The organism is Duganella sp. Leaf61 (genome assembly GCF_001421905.1).
GTDB classification, from domain to species: Bacteria; Pseudomonadota; Gammaproteobacteria; order Burkholderiales; family Burkholderiaceae_D; genus Rugamonas; species Rugamonas zoogloeoides.
In genome coordinates, this window is sequence record NZ_LMLM01000012.1 from 514,171 (window position 1) to 537,112 (window position 22,942).

Below are 22,942 nucleotides of genomic sequence, written 5' to 3' on the forward strand. Positions count from 1 at the left end.
GTTCGCCAGTATGGTTCCCGGCGTGCTCTGGAGCAATTGAACGTGGCCAATTTCCGAGCTGCTTGGGCGTTGGACTAGGGGGCGGGGGGAAAGTTCAAATTTTTTTCGCTTCAGGCTGCATCACGTGATGTTTATCGCGCGTGAGATATCGTTGCGCCTGGGAATTTTACGCATTGATGCAACCCCGGCCAAAGCTGCCCCTCCATCAGTGCGTGTCTTTGGTTGCGTACAATCCTGATCGACATTTGAGTGGGATGCGCAGAATTTAGAGGAGGACCCGGGCCAGTTTCTTCGGAAAAAAGTTGCATTCTGGGTATAATGAACCACGCTTTTCAAGGCCTTTCGCCAAAGCGCTACCCTGCGTTCCACATGATTTACCTTCCTGTAGGTATTGCACGATGCATGACGTGAAAAACCTCATAAATAGCAGCTTTCGCCAATACCAAATCACGCGAATGCTCGGTGAAGGCGCTGATGGCATAGTCTACGCAGCCACCGGCCCAGAAGGAGAAGTTGCCCTAAAGCTTTTTTTCCCAGATGTGCTTGCCCGCAATGGAATTGAAGAAGGCCTGCACCGCTTGGAGTTGCAAATGCAACTTCGTGGAGTAAAAGCTCATCCTAATTTGGTAAAGCTAATAGACGGAGGATTCTGCCAAGAGTTGCAAACACTATATGTCTTCATGGAGCTTGTGCCAGGATCGTCCTTGGACAAAGTGGCCAGCGACGTCCCAAGAGCTGCAATTCCAGCCTTAGTTATGCAATTAGCGGGAGCCGCCGAATTCCTTGCAGGTTTGGAGCTAATACATCGTGACATTAAACCTGCGAACATAATTGTAAGCGATGATTTCACCCACCTGACACTTTTGGATTTAGGTGTAGTTTTAACTATACCGAGTGAAGATGATCCGCGACTTTCTGGCGATAAATTTATCGCGACTACTCGTTATAGCCCTCCAGAATTCGTATGGCGAACGGAGGATTCTGATGATAAAGACGCTTGGAACGCGATCACGTTCTATCAAATAGGTGCAACGCTTCACGATATTCTAATGCGCAAGGCGATCTTTTCGGGTTTTGATCAGCCACATGCCAAACTGTATGACTCGGTAAAGTATCTTTCACCAGTAGTAGATGCCACAGATTGCGACCAATGGTTGATTTCCTTAACGAAATGCTGTCTTGTAAAAAACTGGCGAGATCGAATTCAAATGGTCTCATGGGAAACTTTCAAAGGGCCAGTTGTTTCTCATACAGAACTTGATCTCCAGCAGCGGGCGATTCGCTTAAAGCAAATTCGAAACCAGGAAAAACGCGCAATGGAAGAAGCCCAGCAAATAAAGCCGCCCACAAATGACAGAATACACCAGCTTTGGCAACTGCAGGAAAGTGTCTTCATGGAAATACGTCAGTATCTACTCGGGGCAAATATATTTCCTTCCCGTTTTAGCGCGTTGCAAACTACTCAATCTGAATCGTCGTATATTATAAAATTCACTTTTGAACCGCAGTCGCAAATTGGATTTAATGAGGCATTCACAGTAACAATAGTCATGTCAATCAGCTCACAATTTGAGCAAGCCACGACAATGATAATATCAGGATCAATTGGATCAAACTCCGAACTATTCGAGGCAAAGTGGAATGAAATGCTTACAGTTGAGTCTTCAGTCAAAATCATTCAAAATTGCTTACTGAATATCGTTGACCAAATCATTCCTGACTAAAACTTTGAGGATAATATGCGCGGCACATTTTGGATTGGTGAGTCTCAGCTCGACGTCGAACAAGCTGCTGCAGTACAGAGCATGGATGGTGCCGATAGCTTTCTTGTTCGCGGCCCAGCTGGGTCTGGAAAAACGAACATATTATTACTACGCGCAAAATGGCTTAAATTAAAAGACATTCATGAATTTAAAATTATTGTCTTCACCGCAAGCCTTAAGCGTTTTGTGCAGGAAGGATGTGAGGGATACGGAATTCCACCACAGCATGTCAGTACAGGAATGCAGTTCTTTAAATCTTTACTTGACGAATATCATATAAAGCTGGACTTGACGAACGATTTTGAAACTGATCGAGCCATGGTTGCCGGACGCGTGCAATCTCTTGTCGATGAGAAAGGGATAAAGCCAATTTACGAGGCTTTGCTTGTAGATGAATGTCAAGACTATATGGACACGGAATTGCTTGTAATGCGAAAACTTTGTGATCGCTTAATTCTGGTCGCTGATTCTCGCCAATCGATCTATAAAACAACTCATACACCGAGACTTTTAGAATCGTTAGTAAGCGACAAAGTGATTACATTGAAGTATCATTATCGTAGTGGTCTTAACTTGTGCCGCGTGGCTGATACTATTCTGAAAGATTCGGCGAACTTTGCGCCAGTCTATGGCGAGTGCCGATATGATGAAGCATCCCAGCCATCGTCAGTTGTTTCAGTGACTAGTAGCAATTTTTCTGAGCAAGTCAGTTCTATCATCTCCAAGCTGCGAGGCCAGGTCGATTTGTATCCTGATGAACTAATTGGTGTGCTTTTTCCCAAACGAGAACAACTCGACCAGTTTACCGCTAGCTTGGCCATAGTTGCTGGTGAGTTTGATACGTCACGCATTCGCGCTGAGACGATGCACAGTGCAAAAGGCCTTGAGTTCAGGGCGGTGCATATCGGTGGTTGTGAAGCGCTATACAAGATGGGCTCCGTTCAAAAGCGTCTTGCTTACACAGCGGTGCTTCGTGGACGAACCTCAGTACACGTGTACTACACCGGAAGTATGCCGGGCTACCTGGAGAGTGCAATCGCTCGACTATCGGCACCAAAAGCTAATCCCGTGATGGGCGACCTCTTTAGGAAATAAGATGTTTACGAAGCAATTTCTTAATACCGCTACTATTTTTGGCTCTGCCTCAACCGAAAAGCCAGCTCTCAACGACCTTTTGACAATTAGCGGCGCTGTGGAACAGCCTCTCCATGAATGCTATTTTGAAGACGGAGCTAACTCTGGGCTGCCGGCTTTCGTAGTTCCTTACAACGATGATGAAGAGAGTTTTTTTGCGGATGTTGCGACCTATTATCCTGCATGGTCCCCCGTTACCGCCCACATTCATGTGCTCCGAAAGGAGCAAATTCCGGAAAAAATCGCAACGACTCGTGCTCGCACAAAAGCAAAGACAAATATTCGGCCGGAAAAAGTCACGCTTAGCATTTGGAGTGCACTGGCATATTCGGAAGCTGCGTCTCTTTGCGTAATTCACAATCTCACTGAGCAAGAGCCAAGCTATGGATTATGCAGAAGAACGCTTGCATTTTCCTTGGCTAGAGCAAGTTCATTATATCCCGCTATTCCTACGCCTGTCGTCACAGAAAAATGGAACAAACTTCGCGCAATCACACATGGTGAGCCAATCCACTTGCTGATCGAAACCGTAGATTTTTTATCATCCGTATTGAAAGGGGTCCCTCAAAAGACATCAAATGATCAATTCGGTGAAGTATTACCATTTTTTCCTGATTTGGATTTTCGCCAATTTTTAACTGATGATGATTATATCGGACGTTATTTACTTGAGTATCATCCATTGGTCGAAAATGCAGCTTCGGAGCTCTCAGGGGACTTTGATCGACGAATGGAAGCGTTCCAGAAAATTGTTGATTTGGTAATGAAAAATCCACACAGCCAATTAATTGATACGGTAACTATTGGCTTTTTTGCGAATAGAATTTTACCCGGTTCAATGCGATATATGCGCGTACTAGGGCGCTTATTGGGTAATTACCAGTCGCTGTTGGTGTGGTATGGATTTTTCTCTGCGCTATCAGAGCGTTATACCTCGGAAAGTGCCGCATTGGCTATCGATAGAAAACTGCAACGGGACATCACCCAATATTTTGACCTACGTATCTCGCCGCAAGTTGATATTTCTATCGATGAATTCCATACAATCTCTCGAGTTGGTCTTAAATCCATAGCGCTACGACCTGTGCAGCCCCGATCCTTATTTGTATCTTTACTGCCTGGAATCGATGTACACGTCCGATTAAATGAAGAATTTAGCGATTCAGATAATAAAGATTCGGAGAATTTGCGACAGTTAAAACAACGCGATAGGTTATTAGCAAACGTGTTGAACGAAGCGCAAAAGCTTTTAAATACTTCGTTAGCCGATGATCAATTTTCCCCAAAAAGTAGTAAATCTCGATATATTCGTGATCGATATTAAAAATTCAATAAAATTTATGAAATTCTCTTTTGAGTCATTAAAATTCTTTCGAGGAGTGGGCGAAGATATTCTGGTAGATCGCCCAACGATTCATAAGACGAGGATGGATCGACGTCCGAGAGATTTAGCTTTAGGACTTCATGAAGAGGCCGACAATTGGTTTAACATGAGATTCGGTGTGCGGTATCGCAGCCAAGCACTCTTCATTACCGGCTCTTGGACTGCGGCTCGAGCCTACGCTGCTAGTGACCAACATGTCGTACGAATTATTCCCGCAGAGCAATATAGATTTTGCTGGTCAGCGACACTCCGCGATCTACTTGAGTATCATACGACAGCAAATGCAAACGAATCGATAAGCAATTTTCTCGAACGAAACTTGTATAGCGAAGATGACCTAAAAGCCGCAAACGTGTCTGGTCACGAAGTTATGTTGCACTGCTCTGAATATATAGCCATTCCTTACCCGCGCCCGCCAGACCAGATTGGAAAGTCGAGCTTGATCTTGCTTGGTTAATTGACACGTAAGCTGAGTCAGAACACAGCGAATCACCGTTTCTAGCTCCATGGAAACGCTGTTCAAGAAAAATTCCTTATCGTCTACTACTGGTCAACGACCAGAAGTGGAGGGTCCGGATTTTGCCGCGCATGCTGCGCTGCTTACGATCATGACCAACGTACTGACAGGTGCCAACGGCGGTGTTACCGGACTTTGAATCATCTCGACGGGCCTAGATCGCAAGGGCGCCGCCCGTTCATCTCTGCCTTTTTCTTTTTTAATCGCCCCGTCTGCATTTGATCCAGTAAGCAGACGGCCATGTTCGCGCTCGATGGCACGCCTCAACAATTCGTGGCGTCGATAATCATGGCTGTCCGATGTAACTCCGCCATCGACGGGGGGGGAGGATCACCAGCGCATGCACATGAGGATGCTCGGTGTCGATGTGGCACATGACCAGGAACGATTGTTTTCCAGTCCCATTCCACGCAGGTATTGCTGGGCAATCTGCCTCCACATTTCGGCGCTCACGCTTTCAAGGGTGCCGCCGACAACGCCCCATGCAAAACGGCCCTTGCCTAGCATGAAAGGCGGCTGTCGGATTTTAACGAATTCCCTTGCCAGCGGGTGGCGTGCTCACATTCATGCAATAGCACCAGCTCATCGCAATCAACGGCTCAAAAAACGGTCGTTCGACTTCATCCTATTTCCCGTACATAAATATCCAATTCCGTCGCTAAGCCATTGATTTAATTGATACTTTAAAACATAACAACGTCCTAAACCATCCGATTACATCCGATTACATCCGATTGGGCGCGGCTCATACCTTTGGACCAAGCGGGTATGCAGCGGTGCGGCCCGCCCCTCCCAGCGACAGCAATTCATTCATCTTCATCCGATTGAGCAGATCTTTTCCTTGCCCCTCGGATAAACGGCAAAGTTCGCAATCTGTTCGTAGCCTATTCGTAGCCTATTCGTAGCCTATTCGTAGCTCATTCGTGGCTCATTCGTGGCTCATTCGTAGCTCATTCGTAGCTCATTTGTAGTCGAGTCGTAGCCTGTTCGTACCCATCCTTCGCCCACTAATACTCTGGCGAAAACGTCGCCCGGAACGTTGCGGCCGACAGTAACGTCAATCCTCCCAGTGCGGGGAGTCCCCGCGCCCCTGCCAATCTCTCACACATCACGCAACCTCCGGTTGGGCCGCAAAGCCGCGCCAGTGCTGGCTTTGCGCGTTAACGCGTTGCAGCCCTCTGTAAAACAAGGTTGCCCCCGATTGAACCGCAAAGCCGCACCAGCACTCGCTTTGCGGCAGATTTAGGCGATAACACGCTCCGGTCCTCGGCGAAACGGTTTAACGCCAGGAAGAATCAGCCGCAGAGACTGCAGGCCTGCAACTGTTCGAGCAAATCGCCCGCACTGGTCACGCGGTGGCCTTGAGGGCAAGGCATCGGAGTTGCTGGCGTCACTGCGGCCTGTCGCGATCGGTGCTGGCCGGGACATGCTGATGACCGCCGCCGCCATGCCGGTGACAATCTGCATCCCGACGCGCGTAACGCTGAGCATTGCTGCCTTTCGGGCTACCCGGCCTCGCAGAGCAGGATTCCGTTGAGCACGAAGTGCGAATAAGGAGTTGTGATGGAGGAATACACGCTCGCGTGTAGGCCTACATCACCTATCCTGCCCTGCTCTCAGCATCGATTGATTCACGAATGTGTCCGGTAGGTTGTCCGGTTTGAGCGCGTTTTTGCGCGGTTTTGGCAGGGTTCTGACCGAAACTCAGGCAGCAGATAATCCGCAGGCATGGATTTCAGATCATTGAGGACTGAACCGGCTCCAGCTGCCGACCTGCCAGGTGCGTGCGGCGCCGCTGCTGCATGACGGCGCCGACGTTCCTGCTGGCGCCGACCTGACGGCGCACCGCGCCCACCGTCATCAACTGGCGTGCTGCCGCCCTGCTCATCCAGCATGTCGGCGGCGTGGATGAGTTGTGCGTACTGCCGACGTCCGCGCTCATGATGGCCCGTCCTCGCGGCAATGGCGTCTTGCCACGCCGCAGCTTCCGGGCTCATCAAATAGTAATAATAATATTACTATTATTATTCTTATTCTTCTTATTATTACTCTTACCGCAGGCCTAAGACGGCCCCAGCATTTTTCTGGATGAGTACGTCTCAGCGGACTGAGGCGCATCGGCAGCCGGACTGTGCCGGCGCAGCGCGGGAGGGTCGGCGGATCATGCCGTAGGTAAAAGATTCAAACAGGAAGTTAGCACACCAGTTTCCTTTTCGCAGCATTGGGCAAACTCAAGCGTGCGCCATCTTTCCGGCGCAAGTCGCTACAAGCTGGCGCTGCGACAAACCCCGCTGGCAGTCAGCGCCCTACTTTGTCGTTAGAGCTGCCGAGACGAGGAGACACCGCATGGACACCAGCCACACCGATAGCCCGCCTGGCACGTCGCGCCTGCTGCGCATCCGCGAGGTGCTGCACCTGTGCGGGCTCTCGCGCGCCACGCTGTACCGCGAGATCAAGCTGCATACCTTCCCTGCCCCGGTCAAGCTGTCAGCGCGGTCGGTGGGGTGGTTGCAGGAGGATGTGGCGCGGTGGCTCGCGGCGCGCATTGCCCAGCGCGGACCGGCCTATGACGCGGCGCCGCGCCGAAACGCAAGCGCGGCGCAGGAGAGTGCTGCTACTGCGGACCGGGGCCGGGACCGGTCACAGTGCGAAGGGGAATGACGTCGGCGCCGGTGCGCAGCTTGTCCAGGTAATCGGCCCAGCGCTGCATCATCGCGGCGCGTGCTGGCAGGTGCGCGGTGCGGTTGTAGGCGCGGCCGTTCGGGTCGATCACGCGGTGCGCCAGCTGGTGCTCGATCAGGTCCACGCGCTCGCCCAGCACTTCGTCCAGGATCGTGCGCGCCGTGGCGCGGAAGCCGTGCGCCGTCATCACCTCCTTGGCAAAGCCCATGCCGCGCAAGGCCGCGTTGATGGTGTTCTCGCTCATGCAGGCCTGCTCGGTGCGCAGGCTCGGAAAAACGTACTTGCCGTGTCCCGTGATGCGGCGCAGCTGGCGCAGGATGTCGAGTGCCTGCGTGGACAGCGGCACCATGTGCTCCATCCGCATTTTCATCTTGGCGGCCGGGATGCGCCACGCGGCGCCGTCAAGATCGAATTCGCGCCATTCTGCGGCGCGCAATTCGCCGGGACGTACAAACACCAGCGGCGCCAGTTTTAACGCCGACACGGCCACGATATGGCCGTTGTAGGCGTCGATGGCGCGCAGCAGCACCGCCAGTTCTTCCGGCTCCGTGATCGCAGCAAAGTTGGTGCGCGGGACGGCGATCAGCGCGCCCTTCAAATCGGGCGTCACATCGCGCTCGGACCAGCCGATTGCCACGCCGTGGCGCAGCACCTGGCCGCACAGCTGCTTGATGCGGTGGGCCGAATCGACGGCGCCGCGCGCCTCCACCCGCTGCACCACGCCCAGCACGTCGCGCGGCTTGATGCTTGATACGGGCAGGCTGCCGATGTAGGGGAAGACGTCGTGCTCCAGCCACGCCAGCACCTTCTCCTGGGTGGCGGTGCTGCGGCTGGCGTCCATCTTCGCCAGCCACAGGAGCGCCAGTGCGCGAAAGGTGTTCTGCGCGTCTTCGCGCCGCTGCTGCTCGTACGGGTCGATGACCGGCGCCCGCGGATCGACGCCGGCGCGCAGCAGCTTGCGGGCGTCGGCGCACGCTTCGCGCGCCTCGGCCAGCGACACGTCCGGGTAGATGCCAAGGGCCAGCGTCTTGTGCCTGCCGTCGAAGCGGTAGTTCATCCGCCAGTACTTGTTGGACTCCTTGACCAGCAGGTACAGCGCGCGGCCGTCGCTGTATTTGTCGCCACTGGGTTTGCCGGAATGCTTGAGCTTCCGGATAAAAAGATCGGTGAGTGCCATGGCGCAATCCCATTCCGAGTGCGGCGCCGATTGAGGGACCAAGATTTTTCGTGAGGGACAAGCGCCAATTTGTCCCTCACCGGTCGTGGATTTCATGCTACACCCCGGTAAACCACGAGACAACAAAAAACCCGCGCTCCCTATGAGAGAGGCGGGTTTCGAGACTTCTTGACACTTTTTACTGCTGAGTTCTGGTGCCGCTTGCCGGAATCGAACTGGCGACCTTTTCATTACGAATGAACTGCTCTACCAACTGAGCTAAAGCGGCGACGACCCGCATTCTAACAAAGAACCTTCGCACCACGCTAGTCCAAAACCAATAAATTTTGGCAGTGGTGCAAAAATAACCTTGCTATCTACGGATCAGGGGCGATCAGCCCTTGTGATAACCGGCCACCACTTCCACTTCCTCGCGCGAGCCGAGGAAGACTGGCACGCGCTGGTGCAGCTTGGTCGGCTGGATGTCGAGGATGCGTTGCTGGCCGTCGGTGGCTACGCCGCCAGCTTGCTCGACGATGAAGGCCATCGGGTTCGCTTCGTACATCAGGCGCAGCTTGCCGGGCATCGAGGTGTCGCGGGTGTCGGCCGGGTACATGAAGATGCCGCCGCGGTTCAGGATGCGGTGCACGTCGGCCACCATCGAGGCAACCCAGCGCATGTTGAAGTTCGCACCGCGCGGACCGGTTTCGCCGGCCAGCAGTTCATTGACGTAGCGCTGCACCGGTGCGTGCCAGTGGCGCGCGTTCGACGCGTTGATGGAGAATTCGCGGGTCTTGGCCGGGATCTGCATGTCGCGCTGGGTCAGTACCCATGAACCCATTTCGCGGTCCAGGGTGAAGCAGTTGACGCCGTTGCCGGTGGTGAGTACCAGCATGGTCTGCGGGCCGTACACGGCGTAGCCTGCGGCGACCTGGCGGCTGCCCGGTTGCAGGAAGTCCTGCTCGGTCGGCTCGGTCATGCCTTCCGGCGCTTTCAGCACCGAGAAGATGGTGCCGATCGAGACGTTGACGTCGATGTTCGACGAACCGTCCAGCGGGTCGAACGTCAACAGGTATTCGCCTTTCGGATAGCGGTTCGGGATCTTGTGGATGGTTTCCATTTCTTCCGACGCCATCGCGGCCAGGTGACCGCCCCACTCGTTCGCTTCGAGCAGGATCTCGTTGGAGATGATGTCGAGTTTTTTCTGTACTTCGCCCTGCACGTTCTCGGTGCTGGCGGTGCCCAGCACTTCACCCAGCGCGCCTTTGCCCACGGCGTGGCTGATGGTTTTGCAGGCGCGGGCCACCACTTCGATCAGCAGGCGCAGTTCGGCGGGGATGGAGTTGTTCTGGCGCTGTTCTTCGACCAGGTATTGGGTGAGGCTGATACGTTTCATGAGGGGCCTTTGGTTAAGATTAATTGGCGAGTGCCTTGGTGATCACTTCCAGCACGTCGTTCGAGAGTTTGGTTTGGGCGGCGACCTGCTCCAGCGCGGCTTTCATTTTCGCTTGCAGCGCCGGGGCGTAACGGCGCCAGCGGTCCATGCTGCGCGCGAAGCGGGCGGCTACTTGCGGGTTGATCGCGTCGAGCTTGATCACGTGTTCGGCCCAGAAGGCGTAGGCGCTGCCGTCCGCCGCGTGGAACTGCGACGGGTTGGCATTGGTGAAGTTGAACAGCAGGCTGCGCGCGCGGTTCGGATTCTTGAGCGTGAAGGCCGGGTGCTGCATCAGCTTGCGCACGGCGGCAACATCGGTGGTCGGCGTGGCGGCCTGCATGGCAAACCACTTGTCGATCACTAGCGCCTCGCCCGCGAAATCGTCGTAGAAGCGTTGCAGGAACGCGCCGACCTCAAGACCGCTGTGGATCAGCGCCACCAGTGCGGCAAAGCGGTCGGTCATGTTGCCGGCCTGTTCGCACTGGTGTTGCGCCAGCGACTGCGTGACCGCGTCCGGCGCCACCAGCAGGTACGACAGGCACAGGTTTTTCAGCGCGCGCTTGCCGGCCGACAGTGCGTCCGGGCTGTACTCGCCCGGGGTCTGGTTGGCGTGGTACTGCGCCAGCAGTTCGGCACGCAGCTCGGTGCCGATGGTGCGGCGCATGAACTGGCGCGCGATGTGGATCGCGTGCGGATCGACCACGTCCATCTGCTCGGCGATGATGCCCTCGGATGGCAGGATCAGCGCCAGTTCGCGGAAGGCCGGATCGAGCGTCTCGTCGATCAGCAGCGCGCGCTGGGCGTCGAGGAAGGTCGTATCGAGCTTGAGCGGCTTGTCATGCTTGCCTGCCACCTGCGCGGTGAGCTTGAGCAAGCGCGCCATGGCCAGGCGCTGGCCCGCTTCCCAGCGGTTGACCGGGTCGCTGTCGTGGCGGAACAGGTGCAGCAGTTCGTCGTCGGTGTAGTCGTATTCCAGAATCACCGGCGCGGAAAAATCGCGCAGGATCGATGGCGTGGGACGCTCGTCGATATTGCGGAAGCGGAAAATCTGCTCGTGTTCCGTCAGCTCCAGCACCACCGTGGTGGCGCCCTTGTCGTGGTTGCCGCCGTCGAGCGTGAGCGGCAGGTCGCGGCCGTCTTCTCCCAGCAGGCCCACGGCCACGGGAATGTGGAACGGCAGCTGGTCCGGGTGGTTGCTGCGCTGGCTCAGGATGATGTCGAAGTTGCGCTTGACGGCATCGTAGCGGGTGCGCGCGGTGACTACCGGCGTGCCGGCCTGGCTGTACCAGCGTTCGAACTGGCGCAGGTCGCGACCATTGGCGTCGGCCATGGCGGCGCGGAAGTCGTCGCAGGTGACAGCCTGGCCGTCATGGCGCTCAAAATACAGGTCCATGCCCTTGCGAAAGCCGTCGCGGCCCACCAGGGTCTGGTACATGCGCACCACTTCGGCACCCTTTTCGTACACGGTGACGGTATAAAAATTGTTGATCTCGACGAACGAGTCGGGACGCACCGGGTGCGACATCGGTCCCGCATCTTCCGGGAACTGCGCCTGGCGCAAGGTGCGCACCTGGTCGATGCGGGTGACGGCGCGGCCGCTGTCGCTGCCGATCATGTCGGCGGAAAATTCCTGGTCGCGGAACACGGTCAGGCCTTCCTTGAGCGACAGCTGGAACCAGTCGCGGCACGTCACGCGGTTGCCGGTCCAGTTGTGGAAGTACTCGTGGCCCACCACGGCTTCGATGCCGGCGTAATCGACGTCGGTGGCCACGCGCGGGTTGGCCAGCACGAACTTGGTGTTGAAGATATTGAGGCCCTTGTTTTCCATCGCGCCCATGTTGAAGTCACCCACGGCAACGATCATGAAGCGGTCGAGGTCGAGCTCGAGGCCGAAGCGCTCCTCGTCCCAGCGGATCGAGTTTTTCAGCGACTGCATGGCGTAATCGGTCTTGTCGAGATTGCCGTCTTCCACCCACACTTGCAGCAGCACGTCGCGGCCCGAATTCAGGGTGTAGGTCTCTTCCTGGCACACCAGTTTGGCCGCCACCAGCGCAAACAGGTACGACGGCTTCTTGAACGGGTCTTCCCACTTGGCGTAGTGGCGGCCATCATCGAGGTCGCCCTCTTCGACCAGGTTGCCGTTCGACAGCAGCACCGGGTACATGGCCTTGTCAGCGCGTAGCATCACGGTGTACTTGGCCATCACGTCCGGACGGTCGGGGAAATACGTGATGCGGCGGAAGCCTTCGGCTTCGCACTGGGTGAAAAAGTTGCCGTTCGACACGTACAAACCGGACAAGGTGGTGTTTTCCACCGGCGCGCACAAGGTTTCGATTTCCAGCACCACGTGCTCGGGCGCATCTTTAATCGTGAGCACCACGCCGTCGATCTGGTACTCGCCCGCTTCCAGCAGCTTGCCGTTCAACCGCAGTTGCACCAGTTCAATTTCCTCGCCGTGCAGGACGATATCGCTGTGCGTGCCTGCCGGGTTGCGCTGCATGGTAATGCGGTTGGCAACAATGGTGCGGTTGGGGTCCAGGTCGAAGCCCAGTTCAACCGTATCGACCAGGAAGGCGGGAGGGGTGTAATCTTTGCGGTAAATCGTCAGTGGGCTGCTATCGGTACGCATGGGATTGTGTTGGACGTTAGGCAAAAGTCTATTTTACCAATACCAGCGCCGCGCCGACGCTTGATTTTCCTCAAGGCTGGTCGAAAGTTGCTGATTTCCACGCTGCCGTAACATTCTGTAATAATGATGCGTAGTCTGTGTGTGCGACGTAAACTGTAGTACTGAACATACCGTCTTTCCCGCGTTTTCCCGTTTTTAAGAGGCCTATCATGAGATATCTCGCCATCCTGGCGACTGCCGCCGTCATGCTGTTGACCGGTTGCGCCACCACCATCCGCAGCGACGTTACCGCTTTCAACGCCTGGCCGGCAGACCTGCAGGCCAAAACCTACGCGTTCGAGGCGCCGCGCGGCGTGGACGATACGCTGGAATACCGCAGCTACCAGGTGCTGGTGAGCAATGAATTGAGCAAGCTGGGCTTCCAGCAGGCCGACGAAGGCCAGCAGCCCAACCTGCTGGTGGGCATGAAATACCTGACCATCGACCAGCCGGTGCGGGTGATCCGCGAAGATCCGTTCATGGGCGCGCCGTGGGGCAGCCCATACTGGGGCCGTCCCGGCTATGGCCGCTACGGCTGGGGCTATTCGCGCTGGGCCTACAGCCCGTTCTACGATCCCTTCCGCTACAACGGTTTCGGCGTGGAAGAGCGCATACGCCACCAGTACCAGCGCCAGCTGCGCGTGACCATCAACACCACCAGCGGCCGCAAGCTGTATGACGTGACGGTGCAAAACACCAGCAGTGTCGCTGCCACGCCGCACGTGATGCCGGCGCTGGTGCAAAGCGCGTTCACCGGATTCCCGGGCCAGAGCGGCGTGCCGCGCCGGGTGGAAATCACCATCGATCCGAAGGTCGATACCGTGGTGGCTGGTCAGCCTGCCGTCAAAGCAAATTGAGGTTGAGTCGTTCCCGCCAATGCGGGAACGACGGACAAAAGAAAAGCGCCTGTGTCTGCACACAGGCGCTTTTTCTTTTACGTCAACCAATTACTTGGTGGCGATTTTAGCGGCTTCTTTCAGATCGCCCACTTTTTCCTGGACCTTGCCTTCGCCTTGCTTGGCCAGGCCTTTGGCTTCCTGCTCTGGGCTGTCGATCAGATCGCCAACGCCTTCTTGAATTTTGCCGCCGATGTTTTTCAGTTTGCCTTCGATTTGGTCTTTGTTCATGATGGAACTCCTGGTCTGGGCAAAAGCCGGAATGGCTTTGCATTGAGACCAGAATACTTCCCACTAGCAAACCCGTCTGTACGCTTGCGTACAAAAACCCGGACTACACGCCGGCATGCTTTTTCAGGTACTTGGGCATCCACCACCAGACCACCAAGATCAGCAGCGCCACCAGGCCGGACGTGATCAGGCCCACCATGGCGCCAAACACTTCCGAGATCACCAGGTCGGTGCCCAGCACGAGGGCAATGGCCAGCGTGAGTGAACCGCTGACCATCAGCTTGGTGGCCACGCGCTTGAAACGGGCCCGGTCCTTCAAAGGCCGCATCATGCGGTGCTGCACCGCTGGCGCACTCAATAACACCAGGCTGGTAAGCGACAACACGAAGGTGGCCAGGAACAGCAGCTTCTCGCTATGGACGATGCGCGCAAAGCCGCCGTTGAACGGCAGGATGATCAGGAAGGCCGTCAGCATTTGCGCACCCGGCAGCAGGATGCGCATTTCGCTCAGCATGTCCGAAAAATCGCCGTCGTCCTCGTCGTCATCCTCCTGGCGATGGCGCCCTTCGTTTTCGTCGAAAATCTGCTTGCTCATGGCAGCAGGATGGTCGAACCCGTGGTCTTGCGCCCTTCCAGGTCGCGGTGGGCCTGGGCCACGTCGGCCAGCGCGTAGCGCTGGCGCACGTCCACTTTTACTTCGCCGCTGGTCACCACGCCGAACAGCGAACGCGCCGCCGCTTCCAGCTCGTCGCGCGTGGACAGGTACGCCGCCATCGACGGCCGCGTCACGTACAGCGAGCCGCGCTTGGCCAGTTCGGCCAGCGCGAACGACTCCACAGGGCCCGATGCGTTGCCGAAGCTGACCATGGTGCCCAGCGGCGCCAGGCAGTCGAGCGAGGCGATGAAGGTGTCCTTGCCGATCGAGTCGTACACGGCGCGCACGCCCTTGCCGCCGGTGATCTCGCGCACCCGTTCCGTGAAATTCTCGGTGTTGTAGTTGATGACGTGAGCAGCGCCGTGTTCGAGGGCCAGCGCCGCTTTTTCGCTTGATCCCACCGTGCCGATCAGCGTCACGCCCAGCACCTTGGCCCACTGGCAGGCGATCAGGCCCACGCCGCCGGCAGCGGCATGGAACACGATGGTGTCGCCGGCCTTGAGCGCGACTGTACGGTGCAGCAGGTACTGCACCGTGAGGCCTTGCAGCATCATGGCGGCAGCGGTGTCAAACGCCACGTTCTCGGGCAGCACCAGCAGCTTGGACGCCGGCATATTGCGCGCCTGCGCGTATGCGCCGATCGGGCCGCCGGCATAGGCCACGCGGTCGCCGACTTTTACTTCGGTCACGCCCTCGCCCACCGCTTCCACCACGCCGGCGCCTTCCATGCCCAGGCCGGCCGGCAGCGGTTGCGGGTACAGGCCGGTGCGGTGATAGACGTCGATGAAATTGAGGCCGATGGCTTCGTGCCGCACTTGCGCCTCGCCAGGGGCCGGCGATTGCAGGTCCACGTCCACCAGTTCCATCACTTCGGGGCCGCCGTGGCGGGAAATACGAATTGCCTTGGTCATCGTTTGCTCCAGTGTGTAATGGTGGCAGTGTAGCGCGCGTTACGCGGTCGCAGCGCGCAGCTGCAACTGCGACAGCACCAGGTGCGCCGACGAGACGTTGGTCGCGCACGGCGTGTTGTGGACGTCGCACGCGCGCACCAGGGCGTTGATGTCCGGCTCGTGCGGCTGCGGCGTCATCGGATCGCGCAGGAAGATCACGCAGTCGATTTCGCCCTGCACCAGCATCGAACCGATTTGCAGGTCGCCGCCGAACGGGCCAGAATGCTTGCGGTCCACGGTCAGTCCCAGCTCGTTGGCCAGGCGCCCGCCGGTGGTGCCAGTCGCCACCAGGTCGCAGGTAGCGAGGAAATCGCGGTACTGGCCGGCCAGCAGGATCATGTCGTCTTTTTTCTTGTCGTGCGCAATCAGGGCAATACGGGTTTTCATGGTCTCATCCGTTTATATGATTTACAGATGATACCAGCCCGGATTGCCCTCTTGACAGCTAGCTGACGACCACTGCCGCCACGCCTGCAGTCACGGTGGCAGTCGTCGTGCGCGCCACCAGCGTGGCCGGTGCGCTGGTGCCCACCAGCTTGTTCACCTGGCGGAACTGCGCCACCAGCCTGGCCGGCGTGAGCGTGACCAGCGTGTAGCCTTGGGCATCGGTGTTCAGGTGCTTGATCCAGCCGTTGTTGCCGAGCGCGGCCAGTTGCTGCGCCAGCGCCAGCAGGCTGGTGTTGAAGTCGCTGCTCGCCTGCAGGCCGGCCATCACCGCCGTGACGGTCGCTTCCAGCGCGCCTTCCGCCACGCGTTTTGCTGCCAGCGCGCCGCGCAGCTGCACCCGCAACTGTTCCAGCAACTGCGCCAGCGTGGGCGCAGCCTTGCCCATGGTGTAGTCGAGCAGGTTGAAGTTCAGGCTCACCGTGCCCACGCCCGGCACGGGAGTCGCCAGCGGGTACGACACCAGCGTGCCGATGTCGCCCAGCGCGGATGCCGCGTCGCGCAGGTAGCTGAAGAACGAGTCGGAGCTGATCCCGGCAGAAACCAGATCGACCATTACCGGCGTGCCGCCGCCGGCAGCATCGAAGTCGTCGTTGACGGTGCCGGCAAAGAAGGCGTGGATATCGCCGGTGAGCGCCACCACGTTGCCGATGTTGTTGGACTTGAGGTGGGCGATTAACGCCTTGCGCTCGCCGTTGTAGCCGTCCCACTGGTCGCAGTTGAGCAGGAAGCGCGCGAAGAACGGCGCCAGCGCTTCCTGCTTGCCCGAAGCGGCAACGAAACTCGAGGCGGCGCCTTTGGCCTGCACATCCTGCTTGATATAGCCGAACGCGATGGTCTGCGCCGCTGCGCCGGCCTGCGCGATGGCAGCGGCGCCACCAGCGGCGGCCATGGTCACCGCCGCATAAACCGCCACCGCCAGTCCCGCCTGCGTGGCGCTCAAGCCGGCGCCCACGCCCGCTGCCGCTTGCGCTTGCGCCGCGCCACCGGACAGCGCCGCCGTCATGATGGCGGCCGCGCCATTTTGAGCGGTCCTGGCAGCAGCACCGGCGGCCGCTGCAGCGACGATCGCGCCGGCCAGCGCCACGTTGCCGCCAGTGGCGCCAGCCGTGGTGCCCACCTGCGCGGCCACGGTGGGTACGGCGTTCAGGGCCAGCAGCGTGGCAATCGCATCGATGCCATTCATCCCCATGCGCAGCAGCGACACTTCATTGCCCCACAACTTCCAGGTACTGGTGGCGGCCTTCATCTTGTCCATCCACCACTGGCGCTGGGTGTTGCCGAGGATGGAGACACCGGACAGCGGCGCCTGCCCGGCGGCGGTGGCGCCGGCGATTTTTTGCGCTTCGACGGCGGCCAGCGTCTGCTGCGGCACCAGGTAGCGCGAGCCGATGCGGCCCAGCGGCTTGCCGGTGGCCGGATTGATGCTGGACTCGGGAATGATGTGATCGGAGCGGTACAGGCGCTGGTCGGTCATCACCAGCTGCATCAGTTTGCCGAACTGGAAATCACGGTAGATGCGGATGTTCTGGAACGAGCTGTCGGCCGCGTCGAACGATACGTCGGCCGGCATGAACTCGAACCACGCCTGGTTGGCGTTGCGGCGGCGGCTGGACTGGTGCAGGTCGGTGCCGTCGGCATTGGTGCTGCCGTCGTAGGTTTGCGCGTCCTGCCAGGCGTCGTCGGTGAATTCGTGGTCGTCCCACACGGCGATGAAGGCAAAGCGCTCGTGCAGCGCCTGCAAACGTGGATCGGTGCGGTACTGTTTATACAGGTAGCGGTAGTCGGCCAGGGTGTTGGCGTACTTGGCTGTGCTCGATCCCGCCTTGGCCACGCCGTCGGGCAGCGTCAGCGCGCCGTGGCGGCTTTCCACGGCGCCCAGCTGGAAATCGTCGCCCACGGTCTCGTAGATGTAGTCGCCCAGGTGGACGATGAAATCGAGCTGCTCGACGGCGATCGACGTCATCGCGCCCCAGTGGTTCACGCTCCAGTCCTGGCAGGTCATATACACGAACTGCAGTTGCGCGACGTCGGCGGTGGCGGCTGGCGCAGTCTTGAAGCGGCCCACGTTGGAGCGGGTATCGCCGGCGACGAACTGGTAGTAATACACGGCGCCCGGCGCCAGGCCCGTCACCTTGTGGCGCACCGTGTTGTCGTACTGGCCGAGCAAAGGCAGGTGCACGTCCACCACCGGGGCGCCCGCCAGCACGGCGTTCGAACCCAATGCGGCGCTGTTGTCGCCAGCGGTGACCAGCAGGCGGATCGCGCCGTCCTGGCCCGCAGGCGCGGTGGCGACATTGCCGGCGGCGGCCGGCACGGCGCGCGTCCACAGCAGGATGCTGTCGGCGCGCGGGTCGCCCGAGGCCACGCTTTGCGGGAATTTCCAGGCGCCCGTGACCAGCGGCGCGCCGGTGTCGCCCACCACGACGGTGTTATCGCTGCCGCCGCAGCCGGCCAGGCCCGCGCCGGTTGCAACCGACGCCGTAATAAAACCGCCCCACTTCAAAAACCGCCTTCTGTCCATAACCGTTCCGCCTCTACAACAGTATTAAAAAATAAAGGCTAACACCGGTATATGACAGCATCTCTACAGGAACTTGAGCGTTGCCTCTAGTAAACGGTAACGGCGGCATCCCCGCCCCCGCTGGCGGTTTTGGCAAGGGGTCTTGTGCTAGAATACCGCCCTCACCGGATACCTCAAATCTACCGCCAAAGGACGACCGAACATGGCTGGACACAGCAAATGGGCCAACATCAAGCATAAAAAGGCTGCCACCGACGCAAAACGGGGCAAGATCTGGACGCGCCTGATCAAGGAAATCACCGTTGCCGCACGCATGGGCGGCGGCGACATCGCGTCCAACCCGCGCCTGCGCCTGGCCATCGACAAGGCGGCCGACGCCAATATGCCGAAAGATAACGTGCAACGCGCGATCACGCGCGGCACCGGCGGCGAGGACGGCGCCAGCTACGAGGAAGTCCGCTACGAAGGCTACGGCATCGGCGGCGCGGCGATTATTGTCGACTGCATGACCGACAACCGCGTGCGCACCGTGGCCGAAGTACGCCACGCGTTCAACAAGAACGGCGGCAACATGGGTACCGAGAACTCGGTCTCGTTCATGTTCAAGCACTGCGGCCAGTTCCTGTTCGCCCCGGGCACCAGCGAAGACGCACTGATGGAAGCGGCGCTGGAAGCCGGCGCCGAAGACGTGCTGACCGACGACGAAGGCGGCATCGAAGTGCTGTGCGGCCCGCACGACTTCGCCGGCGTGAAAGATGCGCTGGAAGCGGCCGGGTTCAAGGCCGAAGTGGCCGAAATCATCATGAAGCCTGCCACCGAGACGGTCTTTACCGGCGACGACGCGCTCAAGATGCAAAAGCTGCTCGACGCCCTGGAAAACCTGGACGACGTGCAGGAAGTGTATTCCAACGCACTGATTGAAGACTGAGGACTTATGAAAATTTTGGTAGTCGGCTCCGGTGGCCGTGAGCACGCGCTGGCCTGGAAACTGGCGCAGTCCGAACGCATCCAGATGGTGTACGTCGCCCCCGGCAACGGTGGCACCGCGCACGACTCGCGCATGGTCAATGTCAACATCACCGACCTGCACGAGCTGGCGAACTTCGTCGAGAAAGAACACATCGGCCTCACCGTCGTCGGCCCGGAAACCCCGCTGGCCGGCGGCATCGTCAACCTGTTCCGCGCCCGTGGCCTGAAGATCTTCGGACCGACCAAGGAAGCGGCGCAGCTCGAATCGTCGAAAGACTTCGCCAAGGCGTTCATGCAGCGCCACGGCATTCCGACTGCCAAATACCAGACCTTCTCGGACGTGGCGCAAGCGCACGCCTACATCGATGCCAACGGCGCCCCGATCGTCATCAAGGCCGACGGCCTGGCTGCCGGCAAGGGCGTGGTCGTTGCCCTGTCGCTCGAAGAAGCGCACCGCGCGGTCGACGACATGCTGGCCGATAACCGCTTCGGCGACGCCGGCGCGCGCATCGTGATCGAAGAATTCCTCGCCGGCGAAGAAGCGAGCTTCATCGTCATGTGCGACGGTAAAAACGTGCTGCCGCTGGCCACCAGCCAGGACCACAAGCGCCTCAAGGATCACGACGAAGGCCCGAACACGGGCGGCATGGGCGCCTACTCGCCAGCGCCGATCGTCACCCCGGCCATGCATGCACGCGTGATGCGCGAGATCATCAACCCGACCATCGCCGGCATGACCCGCGACGGCATCGTGTTCACCGGCTTTTTGTATGCCGGCCTGATGATCGACGCCGAAGGCAACCCGCGCACGCTGGAATTCAACTGCCGCATGGGCGATCCGGAAACCCAGCCGATCATGGCGCGCCTGAAAACCGACCTGCTGTCGGTGATGGAACACGCGGTCAACGGCACCCTGAACCAGGTCGAACTGGAATGGGACCGCCGCACCGCCGTGGGCGTGGTGCTCGCTGCCGCCGGCTACCCGAATGCGCCACTGAAAGGCGCCGTCATCAGCGCGATTCCGGCCGAAACGCCGGAGTCGGTCACCTTCCACGCTGGCACTGCGCTCGCTGGCGAGGGTCACAACGGCGGCAACCAGCTGGTGGTCACCGGTGGCCGCGTGCTGTGCTCCGTCGGTCTGGGTGACAGCGTCAAGCTGGCGCAGCGCCAGGCGTACGACGTGGTCGACCAGATCTCGTTCGACGGCATGCAGTGCCGCCGCGACATCGGCTGGCGTGGCCTGAAGCACTGATCATGTCCGCCGCACTCGCCGCCGCGCCCGACACCGCCGCCGTCAAGGCCTGGCTGCTGGACCTGCAAGAGCGCATCGTCTGCGCGCTCGAAGCGGTGGACGGCACGCCCTTCCTGCGCGACGCGTGGGACCGGCCCGAGGGCGGTGGCGGCATTTCGCGCCTGGTCGAAGAAGGCAATGTGATCGAGCGCGGCGGCGTGAATTTTTCGCACGTGATGGGTTCAAAGCTGCCGCCATCGGCCAGCGCGCTGCGCCCGCACCTCGGTGGCCAGCCATGGCAGGCGATGGGCGTGTCGCTGGTGATCCATCCGCGCAATCCGTATGCGCCCACGGTGCACATGAATGTGCGGTTTTTCAGCACCACGACCAACGAAGGCGAGCCGGTGTGGTGGTTCGGCGGCGGCATGGATCTGACGCCGTATTACGGTTTCGTGGAAGATGCGAAGCACTTCCATCAGACGTGCCACGATGCGCTGGCGCCGTTCGGCGCCGATCTGCATGGGCGCTTCAAAAAGTGGTGCGACGAGTATTTTTATCTGAAACACCGGCAGGAAGCGCGCGGCGTGGGCGGCATCTTCTTTGACGACGTCAACGATGGCAGTTTCGAGCAATGCTTCGCCATGGAGCGCAGCGTGGGCGACGCGTTCCTGGCGGCCTACCTGCCGATCCTCGAGCGCCGCAAGGACCTCGAATACGGCGAGCGCGAACGCGACTTCCAGGCGTACCGGCGCGGCCGGTACGTGGAATTCAACCTGGTGTTCGACCGTGGTACCCTGTTCGGCCTGCAGTCCGGTGGCCGCACCGAGGCGATCCTGATGTCGATGCCGCCGGTAGTGAAGTGGCGCTATCGCTGGGAGCCGCAGGACGGCACGCCCGAGGCGGCGCTGTATTCCGACTTCCTGCCGCATCGCGACTGGCTGGCTGCGTGACCGGGCCGCACGCACAGCGGATCGCTCTGCTGGGCGGCAGCTACGATCCGGTCCACCTTGGCCATGTGGCGCTTGGCGCGCATTTCGCGCAGCTGCTGCAAGTGGATCAATTGCGCGTGGTGCCTGCCGGTTTGCCGTGGCAAAAGTCCACGCTCAAGGCCACGCCCGCACAGCGCGCCGAGATGGTGACGCTGGCGTTTGCAAAACAACCGTTCCCGGTGGTGGTGGACATGCAGGAAATCGAGCGGGCCGCGCGCGGCCAGCCAACCTACACCATCGACACCCTGCGCGCAGTGCGCGCGGAACTGGGGCCGCAGGCCTCGATCTCTTTTCTGATGGGAGCCGACCAGTTGCAGCGGCTCGACACCTGGCACCAATGGCAAGCGCTGTTCGACCACGCCCATATCTGCGTGGCCGCGCGACCAGGTTTTAGTATCGATGGCGCAGGGCTACCAGCCGCCGTCGCCGCGGCGTTTTCCAGTCGACTGGGAACGCCCGACAACATCCGCAACACGCCGCACGGTCTGACGTATCTGGCACAAGACTTCGCGGTGGATATTTCCGCCACTCAGATACGTGCGGCATTACAACGGGGGGAGCAGGCAAATTCGCTTATCCCGCCGCTAGTGCTAGACTATATTGAACAACATAATTTATACAGAAGCTAATGGACATCAAAAAACTGCAAGCCCTCGTCGTTGACGCCCTCGAAGACGTCAAGGCACAAGACATCACGGTATTCGATACGACCCACCTGACCAGCCTGTTCGACCGCATTGCCATCGCCTCCGGTACCTCCAACCGCCAGACCAAGGCGCTGGCCGCTTCGGTGCGCGATAAAGTCAAGGCCGCCGGCGGCGACGTGTACGGCATGGAAGGCGAGGACACCGGTGAATGGGTGCTGGTCGACCTGGGCGACATGATCGTCCACATCATGCAGGCACCAATCCGCGCCTACTACCGCCTGGAAGAAATCTGGGGCGACAAGCCAGTGAAACTGGGCGCCGCCAAGCGCAAGGGCACCGTGGAAGCGGAAGAAGCAGCGCCGAAAAAAGTCAGCTCGCACCTGGCCGCCGGCAAAAAAGCGGTCGATGCATCGCCAGTGGTCGAGAAAAAGACCCCGGCACGCAAGCCTGCCGCTGCCAAGGCTGCCGCTACCGGCGAGAAGAAAGCCGCCAAGCCAGCCGCCGTACCAGCCGGCAAGAAGATCAAGGTCGCCCAGCCAAAAGCCACGGTCGCCGCCGTGAAAGCGTTGAAAGCCACGCCGAAGCCGAAGGCCGCCAAGCCGAAAGCCGAAGAAGCGCCGGCCAAGACCGTCATCAAGCGTATCAAGAAACCGGCAGCGGAATAACG

The 22,942-nt window shown here is 59.0% G+C and carries 20 protein-coding genes and 1 tRNA gene; 11 read left to right on the top strand and 10 right to left on the bottom strand.

The window, feature by feature from the left end:
- Window positions 1-407: 407 nt before the first annotated feature.
- From ASF04_RS26755 to ASF04_RS27470, 4 genes are read left to right on the top strand one after another with little or no spacing between them, the layout of a single operon-like run.
- Window positions 408-1,724, top strand: coding sequence for a protein kinase (locus tag ASF04_RS26755; RefSeq protein WP_162241434.1), 1,317 nt, complete (start codon window positions 408-410; stop codon window positions 1,722-1,724).
- A 15-nt stretch (window positions 1,725-1,739) separates the two neighbouring features.
- Entirely contained in the window at window positions 1,740-2,858 is a 1,119-nt protein-coding gene (locus ASF04_RS26760) for an AAA family ATPase (protein WP_082488696.1), read from the top strand.
- 1 nt (window position 2,859) lies between these two features.
- Window positions 2,860-4,221 (top strand): hypothetical protein, encoded by a 1,362-nt coding sequence (locus tag ASF04_RS27465; RefSeq protein ID WP_156368604.1) that lies wholly within the window; start codon window positions 2,860-2,862, stop codon window positions 4,219-4,221.
- Window positions 4,208-4,738: a hypothetical protein gene (locus ASF04_RS27470; RefSeq protein ID WP_156368605.1), complete on the top strand. Its 531-nt coding sequence runs from the start codon at window positions 4,208-4,210 to the stop codon at window positions 4,736-4,738. Before ASF04_RS27465 ends, ASF04_RS27470 begins: the two co-directional genes overlap by 14 nt.
- A 1,795-nt stretch (window positions 4,739-6,533) precedes the next feature.
- On the opposite strand, the gene ASF04_RS11205 is transcribed toward ASF04_RS27470, so the two are convergent.
- A complete protein-coding gene (locus ASF04_RS11205; RefSeq protein WP_056141215.1) occupies window positions 6,534-6,740 on the bottom strand; it encodes a hypothetical protein in 207 nt (68 codons plus the stop codon).
- Window positions 6,741-7,144: 404 nt separating this feature from the next.
- On the opposite strand from ASF04_RS11205, the gene ASF04_RS11210 reads away from it, so the two are divergent.
- Window positions 7,145-7,459: an AlpA family transcriptional regulator gene (locus ASF04_RS11210; protein WP_056141218.1), complete on the top strand. Its 315-nt coding sequence runs from the start codon at window positions 7,145-7,147 to the stop codon at window positions 7,457-7,459.
- On the opposite strand, the gene ASF04_RS11215 is transcribed toward ASF04_RS11210, so the two are convergent.
- The 4 genes from ASF04_RS11215 to pepN all read right to left on the bottom strand — a co-directional run bounded on the left by ASF04_RS11215 (window position 7,413) and on the right by pepN (window position 12,700).
- Window positions 7,413-8,657, bottom strand: a complete 1,245-nt coding sequence (locus tag ASF04_RS11215; protein ID WP_056141220.1) for an integrase arm-type DNA-binding domain-containing protein — start codon at window positions 8,655-8,657, stop codon at window positions 7,413-7,415. The two genes, ASF04_RS11210 and ASF04_RS11215, sit on opposite strands and share 47 nt — an antisense overlap.
- Before the next feature lie 192 nt (window positions 8,658-8,849).
- A tRNA-Thr gene (locus tag ASF04_RS11220) sits at window positions 8,850-8,925 on the bottom strand.
- Window positions 8,926-9,030: 105 nt separating this feature from the next.
- A complete protein-coding gene (locus ASF04_RS11225) occupies window positions 9,031-10,032 on the bottom strand; it encodes a class 1 fructose-bisphosphatase (protein WP_056141224.1) in 1,002 nt (333 codons plus the stop codon).
- Between the two features lie 19 nt (window positions 10,033-10,051).
- Window positions 10,052-12,700, bottom strand: coding sequence for an aminopeptidase N (pepN, locus tag ASF04_RS11230; RefSeq protein WP_056141227.1), 2,649 nt, complete (start codon window positions 12,698-12,700; stop codon window positions 10,052-10,054).
- Window positions 12,701-12,909: 209 nt separating this feature from the next.
- Here pepN and ASF04_RS11235 point away from each other — a divergent pair, with 209 nt between their 5' ends.
- On the top strand, window positions 12,910-13,596 hold the full coding sequence (locus ASF04_RS11235; RefSeq protein WP_056141230.1) for a DUF4136 domain-containing protein: 687 nt from the start codon (window positions 12,910-12,912) through the stop codon (window positions 13,594-13,596).
- 90 nt (window positions 13,597-13,686) lie between these two features.
- Here ASF04_RS11235 and ASF04_RS11240 read toward each other — a convergent pair whose 3' ends face one another.
- From ASF04_RS11240 to ASF04_RS11260, 5 genes are all read right to left on the bottom strand, one after another.
- Window positions 13,687-13,866 (bottom strand): CsbD family protein, encoded by a 180-nt coding sequence (locus tag ASF04_RS11240; protein ID WP_019923087.1) that lies wholly within the window; start codon window positions 13,864-13,866, stop codon window positions 13,687-13,689.
- 103 nt (window positions 13,867-13,969) lie between these two features.
- Window positions 13,970-14,461, bottom strand: a complete 492-nt coding sequence (locus ASF04_RS11245) for a DUF6328 family protein (RefSeq protein ID WP_056141233.1) — start codon at window positions 14,459-14,461, stop codon at window positions 13,970-13,972.
- The gene (locus ASF04_RS11250) at window positions 14,458-15,432 is read right to left on the bottom strand and encodes a quinone oxidoreductase (protein WP_056141236.1); all 975 of its coding nucleotides are present in this window, start codon (window positions 15,430-15,432) and stop codon (window positions 14,458-14,460) included. Before ASF04_RS11250 ends, ASF04_RS11245 begins: the two co-directional genes overlap by 4 nt.
- A gap of 39 nt (window positions 15,433-15,471) precedes the next feature.
- Window positions 15,472-15,858, bottom strand: a complete 387-nt coding sequence (locus ASF04_RS11255; RefSeq protein WP_056141240.1) for a methylglyoxal synthase — start codon at window positions 15,856-15,858, stop codon at window positions 15,472-15,474.
- 58 nt (window positions 15,859-15,916) lie between these two features.
- Window positions 15,917-18,439, bottom strand: coding sequence for an alkaline phosphatase (locus tag ASF04_RS11260; protein WP_056141243.1), 2,523 nt, complete (start codon window positions 18,437-18,439; stop codon window positions 15,917-15,919).
- 202 nt (window positions 18,440-18,641) lie between these two features.
- Between ASF04_RS11260 and ASF04_RS11265 the strand changes: the two genes are divergently transcribed.
- From ASF04_RS11265 to rsfS, 5 genes are read left to right on the top strand one after another with little or no spacing between them, the layout of a single operon-like run.
- Window positions 18,642-19,367 carry a YebC/PmpR family DNA-binding transcriptional regulator gene (locus ASF04_RS11265; protein WP_019923092.1) on the top strand — a complete coding sequence of 242 codons (726 nt, stop codon included), beginning with the start codon at window positions 18,642-18,644 and terminating at the stop codon, window positions 19,365-19,367.
- Window positions 19,368-19,373: 6 nt separating this feature from the next.
- Window positions 19,374-20,660, top strand: coding sequence for a phosphoribosylamine--glycine ligase (gene purD / locus ASF04_RS11270; protein ID WP_056141245.1), 1,287 nt, complete (start codon window positions 19,374-19,376; stop codon window positions 20,658-20,660).
- A gap of 2 nt (window positions 20,661-20,662) precedes the next feature.
- Window positions 20,663-21,589, top strand: coding sequence for an oxygen-dependent coproporphyrinogen oxidase (gene hemF / locus ASF04_RS11275; RefSeq protein ID WP_056141247.1), 927 nt, complete (start codon window positions 20,663-20,665; stop codon window positions 21,587-21,589).
- Window positions 21,586-22,257, top strand: a complete 672-nt coding sequence (locus ASF04_RS11280) for a nicotinate-nucleotide adenylyltransferase (RefSeq protein ID WP_056141250.1) — start codon at window positions 21,586-21,588, stop codon at window positions 22,255-22,257. The genes hemF and ASF04_RS11280 overlap by 4 nt, the downstream gene beginning before the upstream one ends.
- The gene (rsfS, locus tag ASF04_RS11285; RefSeq protein WP_056141252.1) at window positions 22,257-22,940 is read left to right on the top strand and encodes a ribosome silencing factor; all 684 of its coding nucleotides are present in this window, start codon (window positions 22,257-22,259) and stop codon (window positions 22,938-22,940) included. Before ASF04_RS11280 ends, rsfS begins: the two co-directional genes overlap by 1 nt.
- Window positions 22,941-22,942 lie beyond the last annotated feature (2 nt).